General features: G+C 34.9%; 15 protein-coding genes and 1 pseudogene. 7 read left to right on the top strand and 9 right to left on the bottom strand.

All coding sequences use genetic code 11. The annotated features are described in order from the left end of the window. Positions 1-183: 183 nt before the first annotated feature. Positions 184-387 carry a hypothetical protein gene (locus AB1422_00560; protein ID MEW6617839.1) on the bottom strand — a complete coding sequence of 68 codons (204 nt, stop codon included), beginning with the start codon at positions 385-387 and terminating at the stop codon, positions 184-186. A gap of 299 nt (positions 388-686) precedes the next feature. Here AB1422_00560 and AB1422_00555 point away from each other — a divergent pair, with 299 nt between their 5' ends. Next, the gene (locus AB1422_00555) at positions 687-1,187 is read left to right on the top strand and encodes a transposase (protein ID MEW6617838.1); all 501 of its coding nucleotides are present in this window, start codon (positions 687-689) and stop codon (positions 1,185-1,187) included. A 196-nt stretch (positions 1,188-1,383) separates the two neighbouring features. On the opposite strand, the gene ruvC is transcribed toward AB1422_00555, so the two are convergent. From ruvC to AB1422_00525, 6 genes are all read right to left on the bottom strand, one after another. Beyond that, entirely contained in the window at positions 1,384-1,911 is a 528-nt protein-coding gene (gene ruvC / locus AB1422_00550) for a crossover junction endodeoxyribonuclease RuvC (GenBank protein MEW6617837.1), read from the bottom strand. Between the two features lie 41 nt (positions 1,912-1,952). Beyond that, positions 1,953-2,705: a YebC/PmpR family DNA-binding transcriptional regulator gene (locus tag AB1422_00545; protein MEW6617836.1), complete on the bottom strand. Its 753-nt coding sequence runs from the start codon at positions 2,703-2,705 to the stop codon at positions 1,953-1,955. A gap of 253 nt (positions 2,706-2,958) precedes the next feature. Next, complete coding sequence (gene tpiA / locus AB1422_00540; GenBank protein ID MEW6617835.1) at positions 2,959-3,723, bottom strand: triose-phosphate isomerase; 765 nt, start codon at positions 3,721-3,723, stop codon at positions 2,959-2,961. An 11-nt stretch (positions 3,724-3,734) separates the two neighbouring features. After that, positions 3,735-4,934 (bottom strand): phosphoglycerate kinase, encoded by a 1,200-nt coding sequence (locus AB1422_00535; GenBank protein MEW6617834.1) that lies wholly within the window; start codon positions 4,932-4,934, stop codon positions 3,735-3,737. A gap of 21 nt (positions 4,935-4,955) precedes the next feature. Continuing rightward, positions 4,956-5,954, bottom strand: coding sequence for a type I glyceraldehyde-3-phosphate dehydrogenase (gap, locus tag AB1422_00530; protein MEW6617833.1), 999 nt, complete (start codon positions 5,952-5,954; stop codon positions 4,956-4,958). 36 nt (positions 5,955-5,990) lie between these two features. Then, on the bottom strand, positions 5,991-6,656 hold the full coding sequence (locus tag AB1422_00525; GenBank protein ID MEW6617832.1) for a hypothetical protein: 666 nt from the start codon (positions 6,654-6,656) through the stop codon (positions 5,991-5,993). A 298-nt stretch (positions 6,657-6,954) separates the two neighbouring features. Between AB1422_00525 and AB1422_00520 the strand changes: the two are divergent. From AB1422_00520 to AB1422_00500, 5 genes and pseudogenes are all read left to right on the top strand, one after another. Then, positions 6,955-7,095 (top strand): annotated as a pseudogene (locus AB1422_00520) (beta-ketoacyl synthase N-terminal-like domain-containing protein). Between the two features lie 20 nt (positions 7,096-7,115). Beyond that, a complete protein-coding gene (locus tag AB1422_00515) occupies positions 7,116-10,562 on the top strand; it encodes a GAF domain-containing protein (protein ID MEW6617831.1) in 3,447 nt (1,148 codons plus the stop codon). Further along, positions 10,555-11,571, top strand: a complete 1,017-nt coding sequence (locus tag AB1422_00510) for an HD domain-containing phosphohydrolase (protein MEW6617830.1) — start codon at positions 10,555-10,557, stop codon at positions 11,569-11,571. The genes AB1422_00515 and AB1422_00510 overlap by 8 nt, the downstream gene beginning before the upstream one ends. Before the next feature lie 34 nt (positions 11,572-11,605). Further along, complete coding sequence (locus tag AB1422_00505; GenBank protein ID MEW6617829.1) at positions 11,606-12,520, top strand: response regulator; 915 nt, start codon at positions 11,606-11,608, stop codon at positions 12,518-12,520. Between the two features lie 36 nt (positions 12,521-12,556). Further along, positions 12,557-13,663: a type IV pilus twitching motility protein PilT gene (locus AB1422_00500; GenBank protein ID MEW6617828.1), complete on the top strand. Its 1,107-nt coding sequence runs from the start codon at positions 12,557-12,559 to the stop codon at positions 13,661-13,663. Between the two features lie 66 nt (positions 13,664-13,729). Here the strand turns inward: AB1422_00500 and AB1422_00495 are convergent, their stop codons facing one another. Further along, complete coding sequence (locus AB1422_00495; GenBank protein MEW6617827.1) at positions 13,730-14,689, bottom strand: hypothetical protein; 960 nt, start codon at positions 14,687-14,689, stop codon at positions 13,730-13,732. Beyond that, positions 14,677-15,159 carry a hypothetical protein gene (locus AB1422_00490; protein MEW6617826.1) on the bottom strand — a complete coding sequence of 161 codons (483 nt, stop codon included), beginning with the start codon at positions 15,157-15,159 and terminating at the stop codon, positions 14,677-14,679. The genes AB1422_00495 and AB1422_00490 overlap by 13 nt, the downstream gene beginning before the upstream one ends. A 687-nt stretch (positions 15,160-15,846) precedes the next feature. Here AB1422_00490 and AB1422_00485 point away from each other — a divergent pair. Further along, positions 15,847-18,246, top strand: a complete 2,400-nt coding sequence (locus AB1422_00485; protein ID MEW6617825.1) for a DUF2723 domain-containing protein — start codon at positions 15,847-15,849, stop codon at positions 18,244-18,246. The last annotated feature ends 105 nt before the right edge of the window (positions 18,247-18,351 follow it).

The following is an 18,351-nucleotide window of genomic DNA, read 5'->3' as shown; positions in this document are numbered from 1 at the left end:
TAATTCACTATGGTAGTTGTCGACTTTTATCCATTCTAAGTAAAGTTTTTGGTTAATAAGTGCTAATGATATATTCATTTGATTGAGTGGAACTTGAACTTTTGTTAATCTCGGCAAGTATTTGGAAAAAACTTTCGACCTGTGCAGGTAGAAAATTAAGGAAGATGTTGCGTCCCCAAAATATTATCCCTTTATTTCTAATTGCACAGGTGGAAAACTTTTCCAAATATCCTTAGGGATAGCCTGGAGGCGATGGTTTAGACGACTTTTGCTAAGCATATTTGGAAGATAATGATACTCTTTAAGAAAGTCCATGCTTGTTTGGATATTTCCAGCAAAGAAAGTAGTTGCTACTATGGCGGTGGTCATGACTTCAGCCGTGGTCATTTGTGTTTGAGGATCATCTTTTACCGCCAGTGCTTTTAAAATTTCATCACATAAACAACTATAGTTTCGTCATTTTTCAGAAAGAGCTAAAAAAATCTCTTCTCCAGCCGATTAAAGATAATAAGAAAGAATTTAAATCTATAATGGGAGGAGAAGAGATGAACCTATTATATTTATCGGCAAGTTTTCACCAGATATTGAATGCTTTTACAAGTTCTTTCAAAAATAAACGACAATTCCGGGGACACAATACTAAATTTTAAGTTGCCAGTAATGTGTTATTTTGGTATAATATTTTTATGGCACGGATAGCAAGAGTTGCTGTTTTAGGGGTACCACATCACATTACCCAGCGAGGTAATCGGGGGCAACAGGTTTTCTTTTATCGAGAAGATTATGAATATTATATTGAATTGCGGGGAGAATGGTGCAATCGAAGTGGTATAGAGATTTGGGCGTATTGTTTGATGCCGAATCATGTTCATTTGATTGCGGTACCGAAGATAGAAGAAAGTTTTGCTCGAGGCATAGGAGAGACACATCGTCGCTACAGCCGGATGATAAACTTGCGCGAAGGGTGGCGAGGATATTTATGGCAGGGGCGTTTTGCCTCATTTCCGATGGATGGGCAGCATCTTTTATCAGCGGTGAGGTATGTAGAATTAAATCCAGTCAGGGTAAAGATGGTAGAATCAGCGTGGGAATATGAGTGGTCAAGTGCTGGTGTCGTAACCGTTCAGAGTGTAATGAAGGGAAAAGGGGAAATAATGGAAAAATGGGGAATTTATTCTTATGTATAGGAATTTAAAAGTTGTTCTGCTCGTTCCCGCATTATAGTTTTTGCAAAAATAAGTTCCTTTTTTTTAACGGAGTCCCAGATTTAGACGCTTCGCTTGATCTTCGTTTCTGTGATACTGACAAAGCACACAATCTTCAATAAACCTGTTCCTGACAGCTTCAGGAATTGAGGACTCCAAAAATTTGAAATGAAATTCTTTAATATTTTCCCCCTTTTTCCCTACTTTTCCATTTTCCCTTACTTACAGCCTGAACGCTTACTTTTGAGGAATGAATATGGCATATTGCTACTGCTAATGCGTCTGCGGCATCGTCAGGTTTTGGGATAGTTTTTAAGTTTAATAATATTTTAACCATCTGCTGAATTTGTTTTTTCTGTGCTCTGCCAAAGCCGGTAAGTGCTTGCTTGACTTGAAGTGGGGTGTATTCTGCTATTTCACTATTCGCCTCAATCGCGGCTAACATTATTACACCTCGAACATGTCCAATTTGTAAAGCAGTTTTTACATTTTTGCAGAAAAATATCTCTTCAATAACAACTACATCCGGTTTGTATAGCCGCAGGAGTTTTTTCATCTCCTTGTATATCATCTGTAAGCGTATTATGAAAGGTTGATTTGCCTTCGTTTCTATAGAACCATAATGAATCAGTTCTAACTTTTCATTGTCTTTAATTATTCCGTAGCCTGTTGTGGCTAATCCCGGGTCAATGCCTAATACAATCATATTTTGAGATTAAGGTTTGAGTGTTTCTCATTCTCACCCTTTTATCCTTGTTGTAATTCTTGCATAACTTCATCTGGAATATCAGAATTAGAATAAACCTCTTGAACATCCTCGTCTTCTTCTAATGCTTCAATCAGTTTTAAGACACTTCGAGCCGTATTTGCGTCAATCTTAATATAGCTTTGGGGTTCCATTGAAATCTCAGCGAATTTTAATTTAAGACCATTTTTAGTTAAGATGTTTTTCACTTCTTCAAAACTTTGTGGGTCAGTAGTAATTTCATAGACCTCATCTTCCAATTTCATATCTTCTACCCCTGCTTCCATAATCATCTCTAACAATTCATCTTCGCCTATCTCCTTTTTATCAACCGATAGACAACCTTTTTTATGGAACATCCAGGAGACACAGCCTGATTCACCCATATTTCCGCCACCTCGTGAAAAAATTCTTCTTATTTCAGAGGTAGTTCTATTTTTATTATCCGTCATTGCCTCGACTAACATTGCCACCCCACCGGGTCCATAACCTTCATAGGTTACCTCTTCAACAACTATTCCTGGTAATTCACCTGTGCCTCGTTGAATGGCGCGTTTAATATTATCCGCAGGCATATTTTCACCTTTTGCCTTTTCTAAAACCATACGAAGTCGAGCATTATTTTCTGGATTACCTCCACCACTTCTTGCGGCAACGGTGATTTCGCGAATTAATTTAGAGAAAATCTTACCTCGTTGAGCGTCTAATGCGCCCTTACGATGTTTAATTCCAGCCCATTTTGAATGTCCAGACATTATTTTTACCTCCTTAAGTCTTTAATAAAGATTTTGGGTAAAATGTGTAACTATTCACCGCAGAGACGCAGAGGAACAGAGAAAACATGGAAATAAATCAGATAACAGAAAAAATATTGGTGCAGTAATTGAAATACATAAGACATTAGGTCCAGGTCTATTAGAAATGGAATTAAGTGTATAGCCAATAGATTTTAATTTTTTCTCTGTGTCTCCGCGTCTCTGCGGTGAATAGTTACTAAAATGTTACGATTCACACAATCTCTCTTTTAAACTTCACAATTCTAACAAAAGACCGCACATCTAAACTTGCCCCACCGACCAAGACCCCATCAATATCAGATTGGGACATCAAGGCATCGATATTATCCGGTCTAACACTACCACCGTATTGAATCCTGATTTTTGAAGCAACTTTTTCATCATAAATATCGTTTAAAGTCTGACGAATAAATTTATGAATAGCATTGGCATCCTCTGGAGTAGAGGTTCTACCCGTGCCAATTGCCCAGATTGGTTCATAAGCAATGACCATTTTTAAAATATCATCTTTACCTATATCCGCCAATCCGTTAATCAATTGCTGATAGACTACCTTTTCAGTTTTACCCGCATCTCTTTCCTCGATGTGTTCTCCAATGCACAGTATAGGTCTAAGTCTATAAGTAGAAGCGACTTTAAGTTTCTTATTAATTATTTCGTCCGTCTCATTAAATAGTATTCGTCTTTCAGAATGACCAATAATTACATACTCACAATCAACATCAATCAACATTAAAGGGGATATTTCACCGGTAACTGCCCCTGCTGGTTCTGGATACATATTCTGGGCGCCAATAACTATTTTACTATCCTGCAAGACTTCCTTTACTCCACTTAAAGCTGTAAAAGGAGGACATACAACCACTTCAACACCTGTATAATTAGCTAATTGTTCCTTTAACTCAGTCACAAATTGGATTGCCTTTTTAGTTGTTTTATTCATCTTCCAATTTGCCGCAATAATTGGTCTTCGCATTGATTTTACCTCTATTCTTTATTTGTCAATACTTTAACTCCGGGTAACTCTTTACCTTCAAGGAATTCCAGACAGGCACCGCCACCAGTAGAAATATGTGTTATTTGATTCATTAATCCTAATTTGTCGATGACCGCATCTGTATCACCGCCGCCGGCAATAGTCAGTGCACCTGTATCTACAATTGCCTTTCCGATAGTAGCACTTCCAGTATTAAATTTATCAATCTCAAAAACACCCATTGGCCCATTCCAGAATATAGTTTTTGCCCCTTTCAAGGCATTAGCAAACTTTTCCATAGTTTGTGGCCCTATATCCACTCCCATCCAGCCATCAGGAATACCATCTTCCAAATTTACTATTTGGGTATTTGCCTCTTCTTTAATCGCATCGGCTATGAGGTTATCAGATGGAAGCAGAATTTCTACCCTGTATTTCGTGGCATCTGTTAGAATCCTATTTACATCTTCGATTCTATCCTTTTCTAATAGTGAATTTCCAACCTTTTTACCTTGAGCGGCTAAAAAGGTATATGCCATACCGCCGCCAATAATTAATTTATCAATTTTATTCAGAAGATTATCAATAACGCCAATTTTAGAGGATACCTTTGCACCACCAAGAACAATACAAATTGGTCTATCTGGATGAAGGAAAACACGACTTAGATATTCTATCTCGTTTTTTAGCAAAAATCCACTTACCGCTTGTGGGAAATATTGAGTAATAGCAGAAATAGATGCATGGGCACGATGGACGGCACTAAAGGCATCATCAACATATACTTCACCCAGAGAGGCTAATTCTTTTGCAAAATTTGGGTCGTTTGTTTCTTCCTCTGGATGAAACCTCAAATTTTCTAAAAGAACTATCTCTTTGGGGTGCATCGCCATCACCACCTCTCTTACTTTTTCTCCTAGACATTCATTTACAAAATTGATCTTTATTTTAAGTAGTTCACTCAATCTTGAAGCTACAGGTGCCAGACTTAATTTTTCCACCACCTTTCCTTTAGGTCTGCCTAAATGCGACATCAGGATAACTTTTGCCTCGTGGGATAAGGCATAATTTATTGTGGGTAGATAAGCGGTTATCTTTGTATCATCACTAATATTCCCTCCATTATCTAAAGGTACATTAAAATCCACACGAATTAATACGCGTTTTCCTTTTATCTCCACATCCTCAATAGTTAATTTATTAAAATCCATATTTGTCCTCCTTAAATTTGTTTAACTCATTATATACTCAATCAAATCCACCACGCGGCAAGAATACCCCCATTCGTTATCATACCAGGCTAAAACCTTAATTAAGTTATTCTCCATCACTGTGGTATATTCCGGGTCGAATATAGCGGATTTAGGGTTACCGTTAAAATCCGTTGAGACTAAAGGTAACTCACAATATTCTAAATATTTATTTAATTTTCCTTGAGCCGCAGATTTAACTGCCGCATTTACCTCTTCCTTAGTTACATCCTTTTCGACCTCCACAACCAAATCTACCAATGAAACATTAGGAGTTGGCACTCTAATGGCAATGCCGTGCAGTTTGCCTTTTAGTTCTGGAATAACCAATCCAATGGCTTTTGCGGCGCCGGTAGTGGTAGGAATCATAGATATAGCCGCGGCTCTTGCCCGTCGTAAATCTTTATGTGGTAAGTCAAGAATTCGCTGGTCATTTGTGTAAGAATGAATGGTCGTCATTAATCCCCGCTTTATCCCAAAATTATCCAGCAATACCTTTACTATCGGGGCTAAACAATTCGTGGTGCAGGAGGCATTAGAGATGATGTGGTGGGAGTTTTGGTTGTATTTGTCCTCATTTACACCAAGCACAATTGTAATGTCTTCATTCTTCGCCGGGGCACTGATAATCACCTTTTTCGCACCCGCTTGCAAGTGTTTTGAAGCAGATTCTCTATCTGTAAAATGTCCGGTTGATTCTATAACTATCTCTACCCCTAAATCCTTCCAGGGCAGTTCTTGCGGGTCTTTAACCTTTAGAACCTTTATTTCCTTACCACCAACGATAATAGAATCTGCCGTCGCTGATACTTCTTTGTTAAGTATGCCAAAATTTGAGTCATATTTAAGGAGATGGGCTAATGTTTTCCCATCAGTTACATCATTTACCGCCACAAAATCTATTTTTGAATTATCAATTCCTGCCCTTAAAACCCCCCTTCCAATCCGACCAAAGCCATTTATTCCTACTTTTATAGCCATAATTTAAAAACCTCCTCTTTGTAAGTATTTCATTAGTTAATATACTTTTGGTTTAAAATCCTTAGGATTTAGAATTTGCATTGTATCCTCTGCTGGAGCAAGGATATAACACCCCTTTTTATAAGCAAATCTTTTTGCCTCTTCAGCCACATACATACCCGAGACCAAAGTGATAATTTCTGCTTCTTTATATTCAGGAAAGTATTCTTTGAAATGCTCAATAGAAGGCAAAAAGTCTTTTATATCGGTTGAGGTAAGATGTGCCTTTACCTCTCCAAGTAATACTACTTCTTTCCCATTTCTTCTCGCGGGACAGACCAAATCTATTTCACCAATACATTTGCCATCCTCAATAGTTCTTACCCTTTGAAAGACATGTTTTACTTTTATGCCTAATTCTGCGAATAACTTAGGGATAGAAGGTGCGGTTAATCCTTCCGCCATTCTCCCTAATCCTCCACCGATTTCTCTGGATACACGAGATATTTCTTCATTAGTCTTTCTTTGCTGTTCATCGGTCTTTCGCAATTCTTCATCGGTCTTTCTCTGTTGCTCATCGGTCTTTTTTAATTGCTCATCGGTCTTTTTTAATTGCTCATCGGTCTTTAATTGTCTATCTTTTAATAGTTTTAAGCCTTTGGTAGTTTCATTCAATATTTTTTCTATTCTATCTAACCTATCCATATTTATCTCCTCTATCATCAAATATCAACTTTTATATTTTACAACATAATTTCAATTTATGCAACAATTTTTTTATAATTTTTCTTGACTTTTTTATAATATGTTTTATAATTATGATATTGTAAATGTAGTTTTTGAGGCAAATTAAATTATATGTAATTATGATAGGACATTATAAATTTAACCTGCTATTTTTATTTTAAAACCCCAAATGCTTTTATACACTTAAAATAAAAAAGATTGCAGAAAGGAATAGTCAACTATTATATCAAGCATTAGTAAATTTATAAGTGAACTTCAATGATAGAAGAAACTGATAAAAAAGCGTCGTGTAGTAATTACGGGAAGAGGAATAATTTCACCTATTGGTATTGGTAAAGAAACCTTTGGGGAAGGAATTCTGGAAGGTAGGTCTGGGGGAGGTAGAATAACCTCTTTTGATGCATCATCATATAGTTAAATTTAGGGGACTATAATTTGGATATACAAAATATTCATTACGCTAATTTTTATTTCCTTACCGCTTTCATCAATTTTGGATTAGCTATTTTTGTGTGGGTTCAAAATCCTAAAAGAGTTATAAATTGGGTATTTGCAGGATTAGGGCTTTGTTTAGGCATCTGGGGATTGGAATATGCAGGAGTCTCTCTTATTGAAACTAAAGAAGAATTTAATCCTTTTTTAGCAATTCTATCTTTTGGATTTCCCAAAACTTTTTATTTGGCACTCCCTAAAATAGCTATACCATTTATCTACTCTACCTTTTTTCATTTTATATTAATTATTACAAATAATTATAAAGGTATTCATCGCTGGGCATCAAGAGCAGGATATATTTTCAGCGTTGTTTTAGCAATTCTTGGACTAATGTATATAAATGTAGACCTTGTTCATTTTCCTTCTTCTGAATACTATTATCCCCAAGTAAGTGCCCCACTATATATCCTTATCCTCTTTCTTATAGTTTTTTTTATTTTTCCAGCCTATGGGACTGTATTAATGGTCAGAAAAGGTTTTTTAACACAAAAACGAGCGGAGAAGAGAAAATTAATATTATTAAGTGTTGGAGTAGTTGTAGCTATGATAGGAGGGATAGTTAATGTTTTGTTAGTATATATCTTTAAACTCCCTGCTTTAATAATAGAACATTTAATGGCTGTCTTTTTCCCTTTGATGGTCGGTTATGCCATCTTTAAATATAGATTAATGGAAATCGTAGTTAGAAAGGGTAGTATTTATCTTTTATTATCCTTTTTAATTATTTTTTTTGTAATTGGCATCGGAAGATTATTCCTCATTCCTCCAGGATGGGGAATAATCCTTGTTTTTGTTTCTGCTATTTTAATAACAATTGCCTTTCAACTACTTGAAAATGAGAAGGTAAAAAGATTCATTGATAAATGGGTATTCTATCGAAGGTATGAGTTAGAACAAATAATTGAAGCCTTTAAGAGTAAAACCCTTTCTGTAAATAATAAACAAGCCTTATTTGTTATAATTGAAAACACCATTAAACAGGTAGTGCCTCTGGATAAGATTGTTATACTGTTATTAGAAGAGGGGGAAAGTAGGTATAAAGTAAATTGGAGTATTGGGGTAGATACTTTGGTAAAGGAAGAGATATTTGGACTAAATGAGATTATTGTTGAATGGCTTAAAAAAGAGAAGAAGGTGATATTAAAAGAAAGATTAGAAAGATGGCCAGCCTTTAAAAAATGGTTGATCGGAAAAAAGAGATGGGAGAATTTTAAAGAAAACCTTGAAAAGATGGAAATGGAATTATTTGTGCCTATAGTATATGGAGATGAGTTATTGGGGATATTAGGATTAAAGAAGAAGATAGAAGAACCTTATTATACTGAAGAAGAGTTAGAAATTCTTCTTGAATTATGTAACCATATAGGAGGTATCCTTAATAATTTGCAACTCTATGAATTAAATTTGCAACTCTATGAATTAAAAATCACAGCATCTCGGTGGGATGAAAAAATAAAGATAATTCAGAACATAATTACATACTTACATAATGCAAGAGACTTGAATGAATTACTCCATATTTTTTTAACCGGTGTTACTCATAGTGAAGGATTAGGATTTAATAGAGCAATGATTTTTCTTATAAAGGAGGAAAAGTTAATAGGGGAGAAAGGAATTGGACCAATTAATGAGGAAGAATGGGAGGAGACAATTTCAATGGGAGTCTCTATGGAGAACAGCATTAAAAATTACCCAATAGAAACAAAGATAACAAAGGAACTTAAAAAGATAGAAATTCCTCTTAAAAACTGTCCATATGTGCTAAGAGAGAAATGTATTTCTAAAAAAGAATCACTTCATATTAGGAATATAGATGAGAATATAATTGCAGCAGTGAAAAATCTCTTAGGAGAGTTAAGCTCAGATGACTTTATCATTATCCCTTTAATTATCACAGGTAGGGTAAAAGGAATAATGTTAGCAGATAAAAAGTATAGTTATCCAAACAATTCTATTACTGACCTTGATAGGCAAGCATTAGAAATACTCAGTAGTCAAATATCTATTGCTATTCAAAAGTTGGAAAGAGAAAGGATGTTGAAGGTATTCAATAACATAATGATAAAATCTTATAACCTTGTTGACCTTTTGGAAGATATATCTACTACCCTTGCTGATTATTTCAAAGCAGTTTGTACTATATATCTTTATGATAAAAAAGACGATATATTATTTTTGGAGAAGATTAAGACACCATCTGATGTAATACCTTACGATAAATATTATATAGTAAAGAATAAGTGTAACATTGGTGAAGGGGATATAGGAGAAACAGCACAACAGCAATTAGTAATACCAAAAAAATTCTATCTCGGTTTTCCTATTATGGATAATGGAAACCTGTGGGGAGTAATTGGCTTAAATAGATTTCAGGAAGGTAATGAGTTTACTGAGGAAGATAGGGAATTTCTGAATGGAATAATAAACCCTATAACAAGTCCTATTTTACATCTTCAGACATTTGAAAAGATACAACTTCAACTTGGAGAGACAAATAGAAAATTAGACGAAACTCGGGAAAGTTTTATAGCAAGGAAACTCTTTGAATGGCGAGACCTTGCCGCAAGAGTTGCTCATAAGATAGGGAATAAGATTTATGCATTAGAGGAACTACGAAAGTCAATCTCATCAAAGAATAATCTTAATGAAATTCAAAATAAGATAAAAGATATGAAAGAGGAAATTGAATCTGCAAGGAGAATTGTGCGAGAAATTACTGAGTTTGCAAAGCCTTTAGAGATAAGAATTAGCTCAGTAAATGTAAATTCTATTTTGAATAAAGCAGTTAGTGCTATATTCCCTTCTCCTGAAAATGAACAGATAGAAATAAGTTTCAATTTTGATGAGAAGTTAGATTCTATAGAAGGAGACTCAGAAAAACTAAAGGATGCATTTTCAGAATTAGCTCAAAATGCTAAATATTTTATGAATATAAAAAGATTCATCAGGGAACAAAAGATGGAGCAAAAAGAGGAAGAAGAATTACGAAGGATGATAAAAGACCAATTTATGCTGGATATGGCACCAGATTATTTTAATACTTTATTATCAAAAATAGACTTGAAGGATGGGAAAAGAGAACTCAAAATTAATACCAAATTTATTCCTTCTAATGAAAGTAATTCTTATAATTTAAAAGCAGAGGACTACATTATGATAGAATTTATTGATACAGGTATAGGTGTGGCAGAAAAAGATAAATCAAGGATATTTGAGCCTTTAGTCACTACAAGGAAAAATGGCACTGGTTTGGGACTTTCTATCATAGAGCTTATTATCAATCATCATAAAGGAATTATAAAGGAAGAAGGAATTTTTGGTAAGGGAGCAAGATTTGTAATCTTTCTGCCTGTGAGGCAGAGAAAAGGAGGAGAGATTAATGTCTAAGATACTAATAGTTGATGATAACCTAACTGCATTAAAAGAGATTGTTGAGAGGTTTAAAGAAAAAGGGTATGAGATAGAGGGAGTAGATAACAAGGAGGAGGCAATTGATATTATTAAAAAAAGTCCTGCTTTTGATGTTGTGGTAGTTGATATGAAATTGAGGGAGGGAGATGAGAAGGGTGGCATGGAAGTAGCAAAAGCGGTTAGGGAAAAAGATACATTGACTGAGATAATAGTTCTAACTGCCCACGGAGATTATGAAAAAGTTTGTGAGGCTATGAAATTATTACGATTATGGGGTTATATTAATAGAAATATGGATGATGCAAATCAAACTTTGGATGTTGAGGTAGAAAAGGCATTAACCTATGTAGGAATACAGAGAGAGCAAGTAACTTTTAAAAAAGGGTTTATTGAATGTTTAAAGGTAGCTATTGATTCAAGTGACCCATATCTCCATGGCCATTCTCAACGCGTAGTAAACTATTCAAAAAAAATTGGGATAAAATGGAATAAGACTTATCCAGAAGAGAAAGTTGATATTGACAAACTCGAAATAGCTTCAGCGGTCCATGATATTGGTAAGATTGGTATAAATCAAAGTGTACTTCATAAACCAATAGGCTTATCTAACGCAGACTGGGGAATGATAGAGGTACATCCTGAGGAAGGTTTTCGTATTCTAAATACCCCTTCTGAACTTCCACCCATAGCTCATATAGTGCGAGAACATCATGAATGGTATAACCCTCCAGAAGGGATTCAAGACAGACGACCAAGACCGTATCCTGGTAAAGTCACAGGAGATAATATTTCTATAGAGGCAAGGATAATTGCTGTTGCTGATGCATTTGATGCTTTAACTTCAAAGCGGCCATATCACGAGGCAAAAACTAAACAGGATGCATTATCCATGATTAAAGGTGATAAAAATAATCCAGACTCCAAATACTTTGGATGTCATGACCCACGAATAGTAGACCTCTTAGAAGATGAGGTTTTTAAATAAAAAGTTATCCGAAATAATAAAGGAGGAAAAATTAATGGCGAGAATCTTGATAGTTGATGATGAATTAACTACATTAAAAGAAATAGTTGAAAAGAGTAAAGAAAAAGGGTATGAAATAGAGGGAGTAGATAACAAGGAGGAGGCAATTGATATTATTGAAAAAAGTCCTGCTTTTGATGTCGCGGTAGTTGATATGAAATTGAGGGAAGAAGATGAAGAAGGAGGATTAGAAGTAGTAAGAGTGGTTAGACTCAAAGACTCATTTACACAGATAATTGTCTTAACCGCCTATGGCTCATTAGAGAATGTTCGTAAAGCAATGGAATTTGGCATCTGGCAGTATATTGATAAAACGAGAGAAAGTGCTAATGATATTTTATATTCAGAAGTGGAAAAGGCTCTGGAACATAAAAACCTAATACTTGAAAGACTATTAGGTAGACCAAAGGAAGAAATTCCTGAGGTGAAGAAAGAATATAGAAGGTCTTTAGAAACTGAGATGGCATTGTTAGAAGGCGTGAAGAAGTACGCCATTCCAGAAGGATTAATTACAGAAAAACAGTTAGAAAATGCGTTGAAAGAACAAGAGGAAAAGAAAATAAGTTTGGAAGAGGCGTTAATTAATAATAGGGTTGAGGAAGGGTCTATAAATTGGACATTAAGTAAGCAACTTAATGTCCCTTACATCTACTTAATTCCAGAGACAATTGACACCGAAGTTGTCCAGAAGATCCCTGAAGAAATTCTTAGAGTCTGTTGCTTAATACCTATTGCCAAAATAGATAATCAACTTACAGTAGTTACAGCTGACCCTAATGATTCCCAAAGTCTTGAACTCATTGAGACTATAACAGGTTGTCAAGTTAAGGTTTTCTTAGGTTCTCCTGATAATATCCGGGAGACAATAAAAGAAATTCTTGGTAAGATTGGAAAAAGGAGATTATTTTAAAAGTTTTATATTTCACATAGAAGGAGGTTTTCTAAGATGGATATTGTTCACTTAGTGCAACTAATGAAAGATAGAGGAGCTTCTGATATACATATTGGGATAGAAAAACCACCAATGCTACGAATTGATGGTGTTCTAACTCCTGTAGAGAAGGAAGAGAAAATCAGTGCAGAAAGAGCTCAGCAAGTTATCTACTCTATTTTAAATGATGATCAGAAGATGAAATTTGAAGAGAATAATGAATTAGATTTATCATTTGGAGTCAAAGATACAGCTAGAATAAGGATGAATGTATTTCGTCAGAAAGGGACAGTATGTGCTGCGTTACGAAGTATTCCAGATGAGGTACCCAATTTTGAAAGATTACGCCTTCCTTCTATTGTAAATGACATAGTAAACCTACCTCCTAAATCTCCTGGATTGGTTTTGGTAACAGGTCCTACTGGTACAGGAAAAACAACTACATTAGCTTCTATGATTGATTATATAAATACTAATCGTAAAGAACATATTATAACTGTTGAAGACCCAATAGAATTTTTTCATCGGTCCAAGGAATCCATTGTCCACCAGCGGGAGATAGTTGCTGATACTAAATCTTTTACTAATGCTCTAAAGTATGTACTGCGACAAGACCCTGATATAGTCCTGGTAGGAGAGATGCGTGACTTAGAAACTATCAGAGTTACTCTGAATATAGCTGAGACAGGACACTTAGTCTTTTCTACTCTACATACTTCGGATGCTGTCCAGTCAATCAACCGTATCATTGATGTATTTCCTAAAAATGAGCAAAGGCAGGTAAGGACTCAATTATCCTTTGTACTAAAGGCTGTAATTTCACAGCAATTATTACCTCATATCTCTGGCACGGGAAGAATATTAGCCTGCGAAGTTCTATCTGCTACAGAAGCGGTCCGAAGTCTAATTCGTGATGAAGACCCCAAAAAACTTCCACAAATCTATACTTGTATGCAGACAGGAAAAGAACATAAGATGCAAACAATGAATATGTCGATACAAGAACTTTATGATAATAAATTAATTACTTATGAAGATGCTTTGAAATACTCACCAAGACCTGAAGAATTAAAACAATTGATTGGTGGACAATATTATTACGAGAGAAGAAATCTATACTAATTATTTTACCAGGTGGGAAGAGGAAAAATTTATAAGCTGGGTAAATGAGTTTTTCTTGTTTCTCTTTTAAAATCTCAGAGTTTTAATGCCATTCTCATTAATTATTCCCGTAATGTATTCTGAAGGAAGAAAATCACAAAATTTTCTCATTACAGGAAATTCTTCAACCATATTCTTTAAAATATCTTCACGGTAATCATTAGAAAAAGAATCCTCTAAAATATAGAAAGGAATTTCCCTTTCATTTATCATAGATGCTATCTTCTTCATACCATAGATACAGAGTACACCTCCTTCTTTACTCCCTATATAAGCCTCTGTAATAACATGTTTAACTATAGGTGCGATAATAATTTCATTAAGTCTGTCTATATCAGAATCTATTTCTCTTTTTGGTTCATACTCTTCCTCATATCGCTCGCCTTTCAATTTAAAGGGAATAGAGTCTTCTCCTTCTCGATGAATAGGAAATATAATTCGTGTGCTATGCCAACTTTTTCTTGATTTTTCTATAATTTTCGTTGGGAAATCACTTTCTTCTCCACTCAGAAATACTACTCCTCTTTCTACCAGACTTCCTGCCCATTCAATAGCGTTCTTCCTTTTCGTCTCCATATCTTGCCTTAAGGAGGCACACTTATCGCTCATAAAATTTAAAAATTCTCTCACATCCATCCTTTCTTTCTTTTCTACTTCTTCTATAACCTCAGTTGCATATTTCACTAATGGAATAATTGGAATAGGAGATCTTATTGCTATTGTTTTATACCTCGTTAGGCGATTCAATAGTTCATTTTTAAAGTTATCCGGTTCTTTTTCTATCATTGAAATTTTATCTTTATCATCGTTTTCATCTAATCTAAATGCTGATTCTATTTTTTCTAGAACTGCACTAACTGTATTACTCATTCCATTTTTAAATACTGAAAAAAGGAGTCTAATACTCCATTCATTTAGGTCTTCCATATTTTTCCCTTTATTCTTTTCAATCCTGGTTTGTCGATACGGCAGACTTATTTTACCCAAACAATAAATCGCTCCTCAGTTGCTTTTATCACTCCGTAAATGACCAGGAGGAATAGGAAGGTGGCAGGTCTAATTAGTTTCTCAGATGCTTTTTCCTCAATAGTTTCTTTTATAAAAACTTTTTCATCGATAAGTGTCCAAAAAGTAGACATCATTTTGGAAAGAAGTTTGTGATATAGAAGAGGGAACTTCCCTCTTAGACTATGCATAATCTGATTCTCAATGAACTCAGGAGTAAATTTCCCTTTGAAGTCTCTTATTAACTGATGTGCTTCCTCCGTGAGTTGATATGGGCTCTTATGCTCGACTAATCCATTTAGGAGAGCCTCAGAGGCAAAAACAGAAACTGGAAGATTTCTTTCTTTTCGGATTTTTTCAATAGCTGACTCAATATCAGAAAGGTCTCTTCCTGGTAAAAAACTATCTAATTTGTCACACACAATATTAAATGGGAACCCCTTATTATTCATTATCTTATTTATTCCTTAATATATTTATCGGCACCTTTTCATCTTTTCTTGAGCAGGATAACAGGATACAATGTCTCTTATTTAGACATATTCACTTATTAAACACTTATCTTTCTTCCCCACATAGAGTAAAATCCCTCATTCTACTTCTCACTACGCTTCCTTAATCTATTTTTTACAGGTATATTATCTCTCTTCTAAAAATTAAAAGTAGCAAAAATCATACTAACTATTTTCTTACAACAAATAAGCAATTTATTGAACTGTATCCAAAACGATTATTTTGCAAGGATGGAAAGAAAGATAGAATAATTGACTACCCATATTTACCTTCTATTGTTAAAGCTTACTATGGTGTGAGTCTTTAAATTTTTATTTTATCATATAGCCTTGAATGTGTCAACTAAAAGTTTTTAATTTTTTTAAAAAAACTATAGCAGAGCATAAGCCAAATTCTGTAACTATATGATTCACATATAGTTAGGTTATCATCTCTTCTCTACGAAAAAAGTCTTCCTTTTTTTCTTTAGTAGTAAATTTGATTCTGAAGTAGTCCACAGATTTATTATCGCTTTACAGAAAGCACTGTTAAACTGATAGAAGAGCCAATTTCAATTAGAATTTAACTCCATTGTAGAGATAAAAAGTTTGACAAAAATACACTTTTGGGATATAATACTAATTAAGATGGGAAAGAAAAAGAAAGACAAGAAAACAAAAACACCAATTCATGCTAAGCAGAATAAATTTTTAAATTTTATAAAGCCAGAGACTGAAGAAATCACACCAGGAGTTTTTACGCTCTATGACTACTTGATAGGCATTGGTGTCTTTTTCTTTGCCTTTTTTGTCTATCTTCATACCTTAACCCCGAGCATTGACCTGCATGATTCTGGTGATATGATCAGTGCCTCTTTTGTCCTTGGTATTCCTCACCCACCTGGTTATCCACTATATTGTTTATTAGGTAAGCTTTTTAGTTTTATCCCACTTGGGAATATTGCCTATCGCTATAATTTATTTTCTGCTACATCAGCGAGTTTAGCGGTAATGATGGTCTATTTTATCACATTAAAAGTGGGAAGTAGGAAATGGGAAGTAGGAAGTAGGAAACAAGATGGTAAGTTCTTACTTTTTACTTCTCACTTCTCACCTATTTTACCTGCTGTAGTTGCGGCATTGATGCTTTGTTTTGCACGGGTATTCTGGCAACAGGCAGTCATTGCTGAAAAATATACACTAAATGCCTTGTTTGCAACACTCCTGATTTTCATCATCCTAAAGTGGGCTGAAGCAATGAGCACGAAGCACGGAGAAAAAACTCAAAACTCAAAACTCAAAACTCAAAACTATCTCTACCTATTCTCTTTCATCCTTGGTCTATCTTTCACCCACCATCTCCAAACGATATTTTTAGTTCCTGCGGCGATATTTCTTATCATCATAATTTGGCGTCCAAACCCTAAACTCTTAAGTCTTAACTCTCTACTTAAAATGGCTATTTTGTTTTTCCTGCCAATTATTATTTTATATGCCTATCTGCCTATTCGAGCCTCTGCTCATCCAATTATCAACTGGGGTTGTCCGGATAATCTTGAAAGATTCCTGGACCACATCACGGCTAAGGAATATGGCACTTATTTCGCTACCTCACTTCCAACCTTGCTTAAACGGATATTTGTCCAACATCCTGTATTTTTCATCCAGCAGTTTACTCCATATCTTATCTGGATTGGATTTATCGGATTGTTTTTCTTATATAAACAAAGGCTAAAAATCTTCATTTTCTTGACCTTAATCATCCTCGCCGATATCCTTCATTCCAGTCGATATGGTATTCACAACATAGAAGATTATTATATCCCGGCTTATATTATTTTCAGTATATTTATGGGCTACGGGGTAAAATGGGGTCAGACCTTGATTGTAGAATGCAGATTACCTGCATTCTACAATCAAGGTCTGACCCTGTTTATTTCCCTTATCCCGGTTATTTCCTGGGCTTGTAATCATTATTATGGAGACCATCGCAAAAATTATTATTCTTATGATTATGGAATGAATATCTTATTTCCTCTAGAAGAAAAATCAATCCTTTACATCAAAGGTGATACCTTTGCCTTTCCATTATGGTATCTTCATTATGTCGAAAATATCCGCAAAGATATTACACTTATTGACCAGCACTCGCTATACCTTGATTGGTATGCTAATCAGATTAAGAAAGAATTAAATTTTGAATTTAAGCCGCAGAACAGAGTCAAGAGATTAACTAATGAGGCGGCACAAATTATCAAGACACGGTTTGATGCTATTTTCGAGAAGAACCAACATCGAGCTATTTATTTGCCTTATGATGAGGACATTGCCAGGGATTACACCCTGGTTCCAACCAGTATCTGTCATCGAGTCTTTAAAAAGGGGACACCTCTAAAAGAACAGTTAAGTGCAATTGATGAAGATTTACGATTCAGGTATCGAGGCATACTTGACAAAAAGATATATAAAGAAGAGCGGGTAGAAAGTAACATCTCTAATTATGCAACCGCATATAACAATCGTGGCGGGTTTTTCAAGGATATGGGTAAATATCCACAAGCGATTGCCGAATATCAAGAAGCCCTTTTTGCCGACCCAAAACGATTGATGAGTTATTATAATTTGGGTATGGTTTATAATGATTTGGGCAAGTCGCAGAAGGCTATTTCACAATTTAATAAGATAATTGCGATTGATAAAAGAGATGCTAAAGGTTATTATGGATTAGGGCTTGTCTATCAAAAGCTCGGCAAGGTTGATGAGGCAATTTCAGAATATAAAAAAGCGGTTGAGTTAGACCCAGAGCGTGATTTTATCCTTGTAAATCTTGGCAGTGCCTATATTTCTAAAGGAATGCACAATGAGGCGGTGGCTTGTTTTCAAAAGGCAATTGTCTTATCCCCACAAAATATTGCCGCCATTTATAATTTGGGTGTGGCTTATTCACAATCAGGAAATAGAGTTGAGGCAATTTCTGCCTTTCAAAAGGTGCTTTCCATAGACCCAACTTATCAACCCGCAAGAAGCAGTTTAATGGCACTTCAGTAACAAAAATTCAAATATAACTTGACAGCAGATAAAATGTTTAGTATAATAAAATTGTAACCGTTCAGGCTATATATCAAAAGTGTAAGAAAGGGGATAAGGAGATAA

Source organism: bacterium (genome assembly GCA_040757115.1).
GTDB lineage: Bacteria > UBA9089 > CG2-30-40-21 > CG2-30-40-21 > SBAY01 > JBFLXS01.
The sequence above is the reverse complement of the archived record's forward strand: the minus strand, read 5'-3'. Positions and strand labels throughout refer to the sequence as shown.